This is a genomic window from Maribacter spongiae (genome assembly GCF_047345125.1).
Lineage (GTDB): Bacteria > Bacteroidota > Bacteroidia > Flavobacteriales > Flavobacteriaceae > Maribacter.
Window position 1 is genome coordinate 271,676 of sequence record NZ_JBLFEQ010000003.1, and the last position, 14,480, is coordinate 286,155.

Genomic DNA, 14,480 nt, shown 5'->3' on the forward strand with positions numbered 1-14,480 from the left:
TCAATACAATTAGTTTACTTCAAATTCGAGGTCAACCTCAGTTGGCGGCAAACATTGTGTATCATTACACACCATAAACTCAACAGTTGCGTCAACTTTAAATGTATTCTTCGTCCTTAATTTTATACGCTGCTTGAACGCTGCTTTGTGACCAAAATATTTTATACGCATATCAAATACCTTATCGTCTACCGTAGTTCCTTCCCCTTCTTTAGTATTTCCTTTTTTTAAATAGTTTGGATTACTCTGAAACGTAAACGTTGTAGGAATAGGACCATCTTCGGGCACGGATTGTGAATATAAATGCCATTCTCCTTCAATAGTGGCCGTAGCGACTAATTCATATTCCGAATCCGAAATTTTTTCAACCGTTGTTTCCCACTTTACGGGATCGTGAATTTGTGCAAAAACACTTAGGGTTGTGGTTAAAAGCAAAAGGGTAAATAAATTTTTCATAATCGTGTTTTAGAGTATTGAAAGGGCCATCATCAATATAATATGGTAACAGCCCTTAAAAAATTCTTTCATTAACCTGAAAACTAAGTTAATCTATGAGAACAATGTTCAGTGGATGAAAGATAGTATGTTTATTCTATTTTTTTGGTTTAAATACTACTTCAAATGATTTTCCTTTTTGTTGTAATCTTTTTGCCAAGGTTTGAATATCTTTTTTTGTGATGTTATTTACAACATCTTCAAAATTTTTGGCTTCATTCATATTATAACCATCTCTATAAAAAGTGGTCAGTAAGGTCATATCATAACTATTCTTATTTTTTGACTGCTCACGTACTTTCTTATAATTGGTCAATGTTTTCTGTAAATCCTCCGTTTTAATGTCTCCTTTGGCCAATTTAGACAATTCGTTATGAACGATTCCTATCAATTTTTCCGCTAAATCCGGATTACAATCAAATCTTACGGACAGGTGGGACAATGTTTTTGGTTCTTTGGATAAAAATGCCGAAGCCTGTGGACTATATACTCCCCCCTCTTCTTCACGTAATGTTTCCGTTAACCTTAACTGCATAATATCACCTAAAGCATTTGAAACATATTTGTTCTTTATTGTGTAATCGATGGGCTTCTTAAATGTAATATTCACACTGGTCTTTGGGTCTTCCATTGCCAGAAATACATCTTCATCTATTTTATCGGATTTCCAATTTACATTATTGTCTTTAAAGTTTTCTCTAGTATCGCTCGTTGGTAAACTTGCAATATACTTTGCCAACAACGGTTCTAATTGTTCCGCTTTTACATCACCTACAATATAGAACTCAAAATCTCCCGGATTCTCAAAACGATCCAAATAAACGGCTTTTATCTTCTCAAAAGATACATCATCAACAAATGCCTGATCAAACACACGTTTTCTGGGATGGCCGGCTCCATACAAAGTCGTAGTCAAACCATCCTTCATTTGTTCACCAATGTCTTTGCTTCGTCTAACCAAGTAATTATCAATACTTCCTTGAAGTACTTTATAGGCTTGTTGATCAAAACGTGGGTTTTCAAAATATAAATGCGCTAACTGCAACATGGTTTCCACATCTTTTGTTGAGGAAGAACCTGTAATACTCTCTCTTGTTTCCGCAAGTCTTGGCGAAACACTTGCCGTTTTACCCGCTAATACTTTTGGCAGTTCCGTTGCAGAATAGTCCCCTAATCCTGACATTTGAATCAAATTCCCCATTAAATCGGCAGACGGTAAATCTTTAACATCCAACAAAGATTTTCCACCATAACTCATAGCATTCAAGTTAACCGTGTTTTTTTGTTTATCGGCAAATTTATAGTGTACTTTTATGCCATTGCTCAACGTATAGGTCGTAGAACCTATGGCATCGTTCTTTTCGGTTTTTGCAATATTCCCATTTTTTATCTCTAATCCCGAAATTAAGGTCTTACCTGCAAATTCTTCGGTATATGCAGTAATACTAGGATCGTTTTCTACATCTTTTATGATTTGATTTGCCTGTGCTTCGGTTAAATTATTTTTTCCCTCCACTCCTGTTACATTTACATATCTATTCTTTTTAGAATATAACTTTTTGATGGTGTTATGTATGTCTTCCGGAGTCATTGAAACAAATAGCTGCTTTACAATATCGTATTCTTTTTCAATGTCTGAAATGGTAACATTGTTAAGGTAGTTACTTTTTATATTATTGATAATCGCACCATGGGCAACGTCATCTTTTTTAGCAATTTGTGTCTCGTAATAATTTGAAAACTGCTTTATGGTTCTTTCAATTTCCGATGAAGTATATCCAAACTTGACCGCTCTTACAATTTCTGCCAATACTGCCGCAAATGCTTGTTGCTGCATTCCCGGCTTAGGTCCTATTCTTACATTTAATGTATTATTTACCCTGCTCAGTGATTGATATCCCATTCGGGCAAACAAAAATGGAGCTTCGGGATTTTGGGCTTTCTCGGATATTCTGGCAGAAATCATGCTTGTAGCCATAGATTCCAATAGCGATTTTTTTAAATCTTTAACGGTTTGATCGGCTAATGATTTTTTATGACGGATTCCAAAATCTATCGAGGCTGTCGATATTTCTTTATCCATCCCCAAACTGTATAACAACCCGGTACTTTCGGGTATTTCTACTACAAACCGTTCCCTGGCATTTTTAACCGCCGGTATTTTAGAAAATAACTTTTTTATTTTTGCTTCGATTTCATCTGTATCAATATCTCCAACAATGGCAATAGCCTGCAAGTCCGTACGATACCAATCGTGGTAAAAATCGCGCAAGGCTTTGTATTTAAAATTCTCCACAATAGGCATTAAACCGATCGGCAAACGGTCCGCGTATTTAGATTTGTTGAATGTAATGGGTAATGAGGTTTCGAATAAGCGCATTTGCCCATTTTGACGTGAGCGCCATTCTTCTTTTATCACTCCACGTTCCGCATCGATTTCTTCGTCGGTAAGTAATAAATAATTACACCAATCATGTAATACCAATAAACCTTTATCCACTAATTCGGGCTTGGTCGGTACATTATCGATGTTATATACGGTTTCATCAAAACTGGTATAGGCATTGATATCCCTACCAAAAAGCAAGCCTTGTTTTTGAAAAGTCTCAAGGATACCTTTACCATTAAAGTTCTCGGTACCATTAAAAGCCATGTGCTCTAAAAAATGTGCCAATCCTTGTTGGTCGTCATTTTCTAAAATTGACCCTACATTTTGTATGATATAATAACTGGCGGCATCTTTTACTACGTCGGTACTTTTTATATAATAAGTGAGCCCGTTGGGCAAAACACCTTTACGGATAGAAAGATCCACAGGTAATGCCCGATCGAGATCAAAAGTTTGTGCGTTGCCAAAAAGACAGGAAATTAACGAAAGAAACAAAAAAAAGTTTTTCATGTATAAAGTTGATTTATTTTGATAATAAGACGTTTTGTTTGGCGCTCTTCCTTGTTAAGGAGGTGTTAAAAAAAAGACGTTTGTTATAATTTTAATCGCCCTTCTGTTTTTAGAGCGTAAAAATGCCCAAATGGGTGACACACCCATCTACTACAAGTATATTTTTAACAAAACTTTAGTTTATCATAGCCCTTTAAAAAGTTATCCTTTTTTAGGGTTTCCCTGTATGTAACCGCAATAATATTTGCACGACAAAGTCTAGTTTTTTACTATAGAAAGTTTGCACAAAACGTCTACATCATTACTTAAAAACAATTCACCCGCTTCTGTTTTGTCATTATAAGCTATACCAAAATCTTGTCTGTTAATCGTTATCTTTATAAACAAACCAGCTCTGGTAAGCCCAAACCCGTCTTTTTTAATCGTTCCCTTATGATCGCCTTCAAATGTGACTTGTTTGGTAACATCTCTAATCGTCAAATCTCCAGTAATATAAAGTAAGCTTCCTTCTCCTTTTTCTATTGAACTGCTAGTAAATGTTATCTCGGGATACTTTTTGGCATCAAAAAAATCTTCTGCTTTCAAGTGATTATCCCTACGTTCATTTCTTGTATTTATACTGGCTGTTTTAATCGTAAAATCGACTTTTAAATCTGAAAAATCATTAGCGTCCGACTTTAGTTCTGCCTCATATGAATCAAAAGTGCCTTCGGTTTCCGAAACCATCATATGTGTAACGCTAAATCCAATTTTTGAATGTAAATCATCTATTTTCCAAACAGTTTTTTGAGCGATACCTTCAAAAGAATATATTATATTCAGGCAAAATAATAGGACATGAAAAGTTCTTTTCATCATAGGTTTTTTTATAGGATCGTATTGATAATTTCCTCTATTTGTTTTGATGGAATAGCCAATGAGCAAGTTCTACCCTTTCGTGCGATATTAATACCATACACCTCTCCTTTTAAATTAAATACCGGAGTACCACAATGATTTAACTTTAAGGGCATATCATGAGTAAATGCTTTAGTAAAGCCATCTCTAATTTTAGATACTTTCACCTGATCTGCAGGGTGCTCACTATATTCTGAATTAACATTAGGATTTCTTCTCCCCATTACGACATCAAGTTTTTTCTCCTTTTCTTTTCTCAATATGGTTATTTTCACCGTTTCATTTGGGCGTGTTTTTGAAAGTTTCTCTATTAAATCCTCTATCGTTGGTATTTTAGTATTATTGAACGCTATAATTTTATCACCTGCCTTTAATTTAGCTTTTTCTGCAGGTCCATTCTTTACGATACTTTCAACTATAACGTTATTCGACTCTTTAAACTGTATGCCCAAATATCCTGTTTCTTTTGAAGATATCTTCCGAGAACCCAAACCTAGCATACCCGCCCAAATGATATTATCGTTGTTGGATATTGTACCTAACAATTGTCCTGGTTTTATTTCTTTCTGGTCGCCTAAATTTATGGCCTGAAGTTTTTCGGGCGATTCTATTTTTAAAACAACCAAGTCATTATCTTCATTGCGACCAATAACTTTTGCATCAATTTTTTGAGCATTGGATAAAGTGCAATAGACATTGGCATCTCCTATCTGTGAAGATTTAGCAACAATATAACCAACATCATTAAAAATAGTTCCTTGAGTAGAGACCGTTTCTTCATTGACCCTACTCTCTATAGTGACAATAGACCTATATATTTTATTTTTATGATTGGCTAACAGTTTAACCAATGTTTTTTTACCCCCTTTAAGCACGTATGGCTTGTTTTTTATAGGGGCTTCCATTATAGAATCATCATAATACTCCTGTGCATTATTAAACGTTTTACCTTCAATCAACTTATTCCAATTCTTTTTTACATTCTTTATAGAAGCATAGTAATTTTCCCCTAATCCACTATCAATATAACTGCAAATACCTATCAACTTTCCATTTAAATCAAATAAAGGTCCTCCTGAATCTCCGGGCATCATAAGGCAAGATGTCTTAAGGTAATCACCTTTGTTAATTCCTTTATAAAAGCCAATTCTACCTATGGCAGGATGTCCTTTTTCCGAAGTTTCCGGATGACCGAACATTAAGCAGGTTTCATCTTTTGCCAACCCATCTGCATTGCCCATTTCTGCAAATGCCAACTTTTTTGTGGTTTCTATTTTCATTAAACCATAATCCGCATCAACATCCTTTCCTAAACAAATTGCTTTATAAACCGTATCATCGGATAGGGTAACATTGGTTTCTTTTCCTTCTACCGCATCAATAACGTGGCCGGCCGTTAGTATATAACCATCTTCAGAAACGACTACTGCGCTTGCCCACATGCTGCCAACTTGTACTCTTACCGTAGGCTCCAACAGCTTATCATATAGTTCTAAAATTCTATTTTGTATTTGTTTGGCCTGGTTTTCTTCATTAGGTGGTTGATTAGGCACTCTTATGCAGTTACCCGGATTTGATGATTTTACCGCCACCCCATTTCGTTCGTGGGTATCTGTATTCGCATATAGTAAAACAGTAAAAATGCCTAAACTAAATACTATTGCTTTCTTTATAATCGATGATTTCATTTTATGGGAATTTATTCTTTTTATTTTCAATTCAATTTTAAATATCAATTCCTTTAGGACAAGCTCTAAAGGAATCGATAGATGTAATAAGCACAAACGTGTATTGTGACCGTAGCTCTATTTTTTAGGTTTAAATACTACTTCAAATGATTTTCCATCATTTTGTAATGTCTTTGCCAAAGTTTGAATGTCTTTTGGGGTAATACTGTTTATAACATCTTCAAAGTTTTGGGCTTCGTTCATATTATAGCCATCCCTAAAAAAAGTGGTCAACAAATCCATATCGTATTTGTTGGTGTTTTTTGCCTGCTCACGTACTTTTTTAAAACTGATCAAGGTTTTTTCAAGATCATTTGGTTTAATATTTCCATTTGCTATTTCCGATAATTCGTTATGAACAATAGCGATCAGTTTTTCTGTTAAATCTGGATTACAATCAAATTTTACCGATACATAAGACAGCGGTTTAGGTACTTTAGTTAAATATGCCCATGCACTCGGGCTGTACACGCCACCTTCTTCTTCTCGTAAGGTTTCGGTTAACCTTAATTGCATAAGATTGCCTAGCGCCCTAGTAACAAAGTTATTTTTTACCGTATAATCGATATCCTTTTTTAATGTAATGTTTACACTGGCTTTAGGGTCTTCCATAACCAAAAACACGTCTTCATCAATTTTATCGGCTTTCCATGTTACGTTATTGTCCTTAAAGCTTTCTCTAGCTTCGGTAGTAGGCAAACTCGCTACATATTTAAGTAACAACGGCTCTAATTGTGCTGACTTTATATCGCCCACGATATAGAAATCAAAGTCCGCCGGATTATCAAAACGATCCAAGTATATGGCTTTAATGTTCTCAAAGGAAGCCTCATCTACGAATGCTTGATCGAATACACGTTTTCTAGAGTGGTTATATCCATATAGGGTTGTAGTCAAACCATCATTCATTTGTTCGTTTATATCATTGCTACGCCTTTCTAAATAGCTATCAATACCGTCTTGAACTATTTCATAGGCTTCCTCATCAAATCTTGGGTTTTCAAAATATAAATATGCCAGTTGTAACATCGTTTCTACATCTTTCGTTGATGATGTTCCTGTTATACTTTCTGTGGTTTCCGATAAAGAAGGTGAAGCATTCGCGCTTTTACCTGCTAATACTTTAGGTAGCTCGGTTGCTGAAAAGCTTCCTAGTCCAGAGGCTTGAATTAAATCTCCTATTAACTCAGCCGAAGGCAAATCTTTTGGTCGTATCAATGATTTACCACCATAACTGATCGCATTAAGATTAACGGTGTTCTTTTGTTTATCGGCAAATTTATAGTGTACTTTAATGCCGTTGCCCAACGTATAGGTTGTAGCGTCTATAGCCTCATTTTTTTCGGTTTTTGCAATAGTTCCTTCTTCAATATCCAATCCGGAGATTAAGGTCTTACCCGCAAAGGCCTCTGTATAGGCAATTATACTTTCATCATTCTCAACCTCATCGATTATTTGATTAACTTGTATTTCGGTCAAGTTATTTCTTCCTTTTACACCTGTTACGTTTACATACCTATTCTTTTCTGCATATAACCGCTTAATGGTATTATGTACGTCTTCAGGGGTTAATGAGACAAAAATTCGCTTCACGTAACCATACTCCTTTTCAATATCTGAAATAGTACTATTATTAAGGTAATTTTCTTGTATCTCATTAATAATAGCACCATGTGGCACATCATTTTTTTGAGCAATTTGTGTTTCATAAGAACTTGACAGCTCACTTATAGCCCTTTCTATTTCTGACGAAGTAAACCCATATTTAACGGCCCTAACCATTTCTGTTAGTATTGCGGCAAATGCTTCTTGTTGCCGTTCTGGCTTAGGGCCTATTATTATACCTAAATTATTATTTAATTTAGACAATTGTTTATAGTCCAGTTGAGCAAAAAGAAAAGGGGCTTCGATATCTTGAGATTTTTCAGCTATTCTAGAAGAAATCATACTAATGGTCATTGACTCTAATAAAGTCATTTTTAAATCTTTGATCGTCTGATCAGCCATTGATTTTTTATGACGAATACCAAATTCAATCATAGGCGTAGAAATTTCTTTGTCCATGCCCAAGCTATATAGTACGTCATCATTTTCAGGGATTTCTACGGTAAAACGCTCTCTGGGGTTTTCTACGGCCGGAATTTTTGAAAACAATGCTTTGATCTTTGCTTCAATTTCATTTGTATCAATATCGCCAACGATTACGATTGCCTGTAAATCGGTACGGTACCAATCGTGGTAAAAATCACGTAAAGCTTTATATTCAAAGTTTTCTACAATGGACATTAACCCAATAGGTAAACGCTTTGCGTATTTCGAATGATTGAACGTTATGGGCAAAGACACTTCGTATAAACGTGATTGTCCATCTAAAGTTGACCGCCATTCTTCTTTTATTACACCACGTTCTGCATCAATTTCCTCATCGGTAAGCAACAAGTAATTGCACCAATCGTGCAATACCAACAAGCCTTTATCTATTAATTCTGGCTCGGTCGGTACATTATCAATATTGTATACAGTTTCATCAAAACTGGTATAGGCATTAATTTCCCTATCTAGAACGCCAGCTTTTTCAAAGGTTTCAAAAATACCTTTGCCCTTAAAATTTTCGGTTCCGTTAAATGCCATGTGCTCTAGGAAATGTGCCAACCCCTGTTGGTCGTCATTTTCTAAAATAGAACCTACATTTTGAATAATATAAAAACTAGCTGCATCTTTTACGACATCGGTACTTTTTATATAATAGGTCAATCCGTTAGGTAAAACGCCTTTTTTAATGGTCTCATCTGCCGGTAATGGTGTGCTCAAATCTATTGAAGCAATATTTTTATCCGTATTTTGCGTTGTATCATTTTTACATGCAAAAACAAAAAGCAAGGACAATATAAACAGTCTCATTTAAAATGTTTTACGTTGCGGACCCCTAAGTTTTCTAATTTTGTCGTTTAACATTTCAACAAAATAATCTTCATCTTGGTCACCTTTCAATAAGGTTTTTGTTTTATTGTATACAGGAATTGCTTTATCCTTTTTATTTTCTAAGGCATACAGATCACCTTGTGCTATTAAGGTTTCTATTTGTTTTGGTGAATCTTTTAAACTTTTAGCCAATAATTCATGACAACGTTTTATTTGCGATTCGGTCAATGTCTTTTTTGCATTTTTTAATTCCGGATTTGAAATGCGATATAAAAGACCTCCTACCGGATAAAAATAATCTTCTGCATCAAGCTTTCTATATGTTTTTGTATGGTTTATGCTTTTTATGGCATAATCTAAATAGGCGTCATAGTCGTTTTGATATTCGGCATAAGCTGCTTCACCAATATATTTCATAGTGGTATGAATGTCTTCTTTTGCGCTTTCTTCATCAAACTGTTTTCCATCTTCATAAGCTTGCCTTAATCTTCCCTTTGTAGCATCAACATACGTTCTAAAAACCAAATCACCTTTAGCAGCACTTTCATTTATAGATTGATTATTGGTACGTTGTACAAATAGGCTTAAATCTTCTAATGGTGCTACTTTTTTAAAGGCATCATAATTATCGTACACATATTCTACTGTAGGGTTGCCATTGTTCGGCCCTTCAAGGTATTGCGCAATCAACTTAAAATCTTCCGTATTTATCATTTCTTTTGGGTCTTTAGCTATAAAATACCACATGGCTATTTCATAAACACGACTAAACCATCTGCCCTGTTCTTTCACATCTTTACGCCCTTGAGCATAAACGGCTCCTTTTCTTATTATTTCACGCACATAATTTAAATCGCGATTTCCATTTTTTTCATAATTTTCAAAAAACGCAAGAAAATCAATGCCTTCGCCTAAAACTTGTTTGCTAAAATCAACCAATTCTTGACCGGAAGATGTGGCCGAGCCAAAACGATCTTTCTCCGTTTTATCTGAATTTATGTAGACCAAGGTAGGATATGCTTCTACTTTATAGGTGTCTGCCAAAGCAATACCTTCTCCTTTTTCGGCATCTATTTTTATCGACACAAATTTTTCGTTGAAATAATCCCCCACAATCTTTTGAGGGAATACTCTTTTTGACATCATTTTACATGGGCCGCACCAAGTAGTATAGAAATCGACAAAAACTAATTTATTCTCCTCCTTTGCTTTAGCTATGGCCTCATCAAAGGTGCCTTTAAAAAATTGAATGCCTTGTGCATTTGCTGTAATACTAAGAGCAAAAAAAGCTATTAGCACAGTTATTTTCTTTATGGATTTATAATGGGTCATTTTTTTATTTTTTAATGGAAACTTATAAATCAACCATCTTTATAAAGTAGGTATTGTACTTATTTGGTTTAATCTATAAGTTAAAACCTGAATTAACTTATTAGAATTCTATATAATAGCTTTAACAAAAACCTAGTAACATCTAGCTTAGAATTTTTCTTTTCGATTAAAAGTAGGCGTTCTTTACAGTTGCACTTTCTTCAACGGTTTTTGGGGGCAAACACATGTTATCATCGCAAGTTTGCCATACTACCTTATATTCTATTTTAAATTCTTTTGTTGGCTGTGGAAGTTTCATTACAGCTTCTTCATAAATAGCATATTTTCTGTCGTATTCGTCCGTCTCTTCTTTTGTTGCCTTATCCCAGTCCAATTCTTCTGGTTCTTTAACATTTTCTGGTTCTAATAGTCTCATTTTAAACTTTTGAACAAAAGAAATGGTGTTTTTATAAACCTCTGCACCAGCTTTTTTAGATTTTTTTGGCATTTGAAGTTCTCCTACGGGCTCCAACCAGTACGGCAAGTTAATATTGGCCATTGTAGGTATAAAACTATCCTTTTTGTTAGCTTCGTTATCTACATAACCATGCCAGCCATCTTCAAATGTTATATTGACCACGGCTTCATGAACTGTATGGTATCCGATTCTTTTTGGAGTTAAAATTTCAAAAGAAACATGATCAAAAGTATTGGTTACTTTATTGTCAACTGATATTCTTTCTGGAATAAACCCTTCTCCAGCAATTTCGGTTTTAGCTTTTTTAGCTTTAGTTTTTGGTTTGCTTCCATACATTACAAAAACATAACCTCTATGTCTAAGCGTTAAATATTTAAGATCTTTTTGTTGCCCTAAATACATTGCGGTTTTACTGGGGTCTTCTTCAATTTCTTTTTTGACAACTTCTAGTCCTCCAGAATATTCTATTTGTCTTCCTGCATCTTTTCCTGGCATTTCAATACCTGTATCTTCTATCCAGTTCCATGTCATTTTATCATCTACCTCAAAACCGTTAGTTGTCGGAATAGAGGTGCCAATTACCAAGTCGTTAAAACCATCATTATTGTAGTCAGTAACTGTTAACATAGGTTGTGTGCCGGGTAATGATTTAGAGTCGTCTTTGGCTTCAAATAAAGGAACGTATTTATTAAATCGTAATCCTTTATCGGTCTGTATTCCTTTATAGAAATATACCCCGTGGTGATAATTTTTGTAATAAGCCGTAGTTATCAATAAGTCCAATACGCCATCATTATCCCAATCTATAGGTTTAATATAAGCTTTACTTGCTCCTGCCAAATTCGGATAAATCCCGTTAGATCTATCGGCTTCAATTTCTTTTTTAGAAGGCTTTTTTACATATAAAATATCACCATTAACATGATATAGATCTTTGCGGATTCCAAATTTAGGCGTGTCTTTAGTGCCTGTATTTAATGCCACACGTATACCTGATGAGCTACCTACAAAAAGATCGAGAAGTCCATCGCCATTAAAATCGGCAAAATCGGTTGTTGTATAATTCCAATACATTAGATGATCCGGCTCCCACGGTGCCGACCCTCTTTTAGTACCGTGTCTTTTTTCTATGACTAATGGGTGTTGCTCTTCATCCTCTTGCCAACCTTCCTGTTCAACAATTTCGCGCGGTAAAAAACCATCTTTAGATCCTCTCCATAACGAAACAATTCCTGGATTATACTGTCCTGATAAAATATCTAAATACCCATCACCGGTAATATCTACAAATCGAGGATGAATACCTATGCAACACCATTGACTGTTGGCTATACGATTACCGTTTACATCTTTCGCATAAAAATATTTTCCTGTGTATTTTGGTAGTGCTTTTGTGCCTTTGTTTAAGTATACTTTTATGTTGCTCAGGGTATCGCTGGTTTCAAATTCCCCTAACAGTAAATCTTCTTTGCCGTCTTTGTCCCAATCAAACATAGCTGGGTAAATAAGCCCATGTTTTTCTACACGAACATCTTGCTCCGAACCTGTAATCCATTGTGGTTGTGATAATTGAACTGCACCAGGTATATTTGCAATTTTTAAAGCCTTGAACTTAGGCATATTGGTCGCCCTAATTTTATCTTCTTCCGGGTTTTGGGCAAAACCGCTTAGTGCTGTGGTCAGCCCTAAGATTGTGCATAATATCTTTTTCATTATTTATGTTTTTTTATTAATGCTTTTATATCTTCAAATTCATTGGGATTAGGCTTAGTGGTTAGGTAAATAATTTTTCCTTTTTTATCTAAGACCACAACCGTAGGTAAAAATTTAAGCTCATAATCGTGTGTTAACTTATTATCGCCATAAAGCAGTTTAAAGTTATAGTTGTTCTCAGCAAAATATGTTTTTGCTTTTTCTTCAGCGCCATTGTTCATTGCAAGCACACCTAAAACCTCAACATCCTGAGATTTATACATTTCATGTAGTTTTTGAATTTTGGGCATTTTCTTTTTACATGGCCCGCACCACATTGCCCAAAAATCCAATACGACTACTTTTCCTCTAAAGTCTGATAATTGGTATGATTTTCCATCGGCGCCTTCTAATTTAAAATCAGGAGCGTACTGACCTACTTTGATACCACCATGATCTTTAGACATGGGGGTTGTAGATGTAGGGGCAAAGGACATCAATCCTACTAATAGTACAAAAAATGCCGTATTTTTTAGATATGCTTTTAATGTCATTTTTTATGTTTAAAAAGTTAATACTTTTTATTATTCTCTTGGATTTTGAACAACGGAACCTTGTGAAAAGTCGATTACATTTTGACCGATAGGCATTGCCCAGTTTATACTATTAGGAGCCAATGTTACCGAACCTCTTGTTATTTCGATACCATCATTATCTTGCGCGTTATAACGCTTAATCTCAAAAAAGCGTTTGCTATTTACATGAAATTCCCTGCGGCGTTCTTCTTTAATATGAACTAATGCTTCGTCACCATCTGCTGCAAAAAGCTCATAGTCCGACCCTGTTGCAAAACGTGTTGCACGCAATGCATTAACAATGTCAATAGCCGTGCCATACTGATTATCTCTAGCTAAACACTCTGCTTGAATTAACATAAGTTCAGGTACTGTAACACCATCATTACTTCTTAAAAAGAAAATATTTTCTTCATTTCCAAAAACAGTATTTCCTGTTTCATAATCTTCAGAAAAAGTTCTGAAACGCAAATCAAAATCAAAATCGTATAAATCCAATAGGTCATCAGAGAGGCTTGCCATTGTTAAAAAAACAAAACTGTTGGTGAAAGCAACTATTGGAAGACCATCTTTAAATAAAGCAAATTCTGGATTTTCTATTTCTATAGGTAACTGTATTTGAAGAGGTAAACCATCAAAATCCAATTCACAGTTTCCATCAAAATCAAGCGCACAGTATGTTTCGTCGTTATAATCCAATAAAACATCGTTAAGGCTTAAAGCATCTTCTGTGGCCGTTAAAGCTTCATCATACCTACCCATATGCAAATACACTTTTGCCAAAAGCGCTTGTACGCCCAATCTTGAAACTCTATGTGTAAAATCTATAGAGGTAGTTGCTAGAGGCAATGCCGTTGTTAAATCATTTAAAATAAAGTCATATACTTCATTCACAGTAGCTCTTGGAGTGGGCGAATCAAAGTCACCAAACTCACTTATTATAGGCACACCAGAATTTGCCTCACTTGCACCTGTTAATCCATAGTGTTGCCCATAAATGTTTACTAGCCAAAAATAGCTGAATGCCCTATGTGTTAGGGCTTCTGCCGTAAATCTATTTTTAATCGAAATTTCTCTCTCGGTTTCAGGTTCTATTTTTTCTAAAATACTTAAGATATGGTTAGCACTTCCTATAACAGCATAAGATCTAGCCCATGTTTCATCTCTTTTTCCATTGATATAAAACTGCTCGCTCAACTTATACATTTGCCCGTATTGTGATTCTTCTGTTGTTTGGGTAATAAACGCATTTACCGTAGATTCATCTACAACGATATTATCGTTGATTATAGCTGGAATAGCATTTGAAAACCCAGATGCTGCATCTGAAAGTTCTACGGTGGCATTGAGCAATAAATCGACATCATCCAGAGTTTCCGCTACCTGAACACCTCTAGGGTCAACATCTACAAAATCATCACAAGCATTAAAAATGATGGTGATTATTAATAAGGCTATATATTGTTTAATATTTTTCATTTCGT

9 protein-coding genes are annotated in these 14,480 nt (G+C 35.0%); all 9 read right to left on the reverse strand.

The window, feature by feature from the left end; genetic code table 11:
* Nucleotides 1–9: 9 nt before the first annotated feature.
* The 9 genes from ACKWB9_RS06030 to ACKWB9_RS06070 all read right to left on the reverse strand — a co-directional run bounded on the left by ACKWB9_RS06030 (nt 10) and on the right by ACKWB9_RS06070 (nt 14,475).
* A complete protein-coding gene (locus tag ACKWB9_RS06030; protein ID WP_414002100.1) occupies nt 10–456 on the reverse strand; it encodes a protein-disulfide reductase DsbD domain-containing protein in 447 nt (148 codons plus the stop codon).
* A 136-nt stretch (nt 457–592) separates the two neighbouring features.
* The gene (locus ACKWB9_RS06035) at nt 593–3,394 is read right to left on the reverse strand and encodes a M16 family metallopeptidase (protein ID WP_414002101.1); all 2,802 of its coding nucleotides are present in this window, start codon (nt 3,392–3,394) and stop codon (nt 593–595) included.
* A 258-nt stretch (nt 3,395–3,652) separates the two neighbouring features.
* Complete coding sequence (locus tag ACKWB9_RS06040) at nt 3,653–4,252, reverse strand: YceI family protein (protein ID WP_414002102.1); 600 nt, start codon at nt 4,250–4,252, stop codon at nt 3,653–3,655.
* Between the two features lie 8 nt (nt 4,253–4,260).
* A complete protein-coding gene (locus tag ACKWB9_RS06045; protein ID WP_414002103.1) occupies nt 4,261–5,979 on the reverse strand; it encodes a trypsin-like peptidase domain-containing protein in 1,719 nt (572 codons plus the stop codon).
* 117 nt (nt 5,980–6,096) lie between these two features.
* Nucleotides 6,097–8,919, reverse strand: a complete 2,823-nt coding sequence (locus tag ACKWB9_RS06050) for a M16 family metallopeptidase (RefSeq protein WP_414002104.1) — start codon at nt 8,917–8,919, stop codon at nt 6,097–6,099.
* Complete coding sequence (locus tag ACKWB9_RS06055) at nt 8,920–10,272, reverse strand: thioredoxin family protein (RefSeq protein WP_414002105.1); 1,353 nt, start codon at nt 10,270–10,272, stop codon at nt 8,920–8,922. It abuts the gene before it with no gap.
* A 166-nt stretch (nt 10,273–10,438) separates the two neighbouring features.
* Nucleotides 10,439–12,442: an FG-GAP repeat domain-containing protein gene (locus ACKWB9_RS06060; protein ID WP_414002106.1), complete on the reverse strand. Its 2,004-nt coding sequence runs from the start codon at nt 12,440–12,442 to the stop codon at nt 10,439–10,441.
* Nucleotides 12,442–12,975: a peroxiredoxin family protein gene (locus ACKWB9_RS06065; protein WP_414002107.1), complete on the reverse strand. Its 534-nt coding sequence runs from the start codon at nt 12,973–12,975 to the stop codon at nt 12,442–12,444. Before ACKWB9_RS06065 ends, ACKWB9_RS06060 begins: the two co-directional genes overlap by 1 nt.
* Nucleotides 12,976–13,005: 30 nt before the next feature.
* Nucleotides 13,006–14,475: a RagB/SusD family nutrient uptake outer membrane protein gene (locus ACKWB9_RS06070; protein ID WP_414002108.1), complete on the reverse strand. Its 1,470-nt coding sequence runs from the start codon at nt 14,473–14,475 to the stop codon at nt 13,006–13,008.
* Between the last annotated feature and the right edge of the window lie 5 nt (nt 14,476–14,480).

Coding starts and splice junctions, on each gene's coding strand:
- ACKWB9_RS06030 (WP_414002100.1), bottom strand. CDS start 456: ATGAAAAATTTATTTACCCTTTTGCTTTTAACCACAACCCTAAGTGTT.
- ACKWB9_RS06035 (WP_414002101.1), bottom strand. CDS start 3,394: ATGAAAAACTTTTTTTTGTTTCTTTCGTTAATTTCCTGTCTTTTTGGC.
- ACKWB9_RS06040 (WP_414002102.1), bottom strand. CDS start 4,252: ATGATGAAAAGAACTTTTCATGTCCTATTATTTTGCCTGAATATAATA.
- ACKWB9_RS06045 (WP_414002103.1), bottom strand. CDS start 5,979: ATGAAATCATCGATTATAAAGAAAGCAATAGTATTTAGTTTAGGCATT.
- ACKWB9_RS06050 (WP_414002104.1), bottom strand. CDS start 8,919: ATGAGACTGTTTATATTGTCCTTGCTTTTTGTTTTTGCATGTAAAAAT.
- ACKWB9_RS06055 (WP_414002105.1), bottom strand. CDS start 10,272: ATGACCCATTATAAATCCATAAAGAAAATAACTGTGCTAATAGCTTTT.
- ACKWB9_RS06060 (WP_414002106.1), bottom strand. CDS start 12,442: ATGAAAAAGATATTATGCACAATCTTAGGGCTGACCACAGCACTAAGC.
- ACKWB9_RS06065 (WP_414002107.1), bottom strand. CDS start 12,975: ATGACATTAAAAGCATATCTAAAAAATACGGCATTTTTTGTACTATTA.
- ACKWB9_RS06070 (WP_414002108.1), bottom strand. CDS start 14,475: ATGAAAAATATTAAACAATATATAGCCTTATTAATAATCACCATCATT.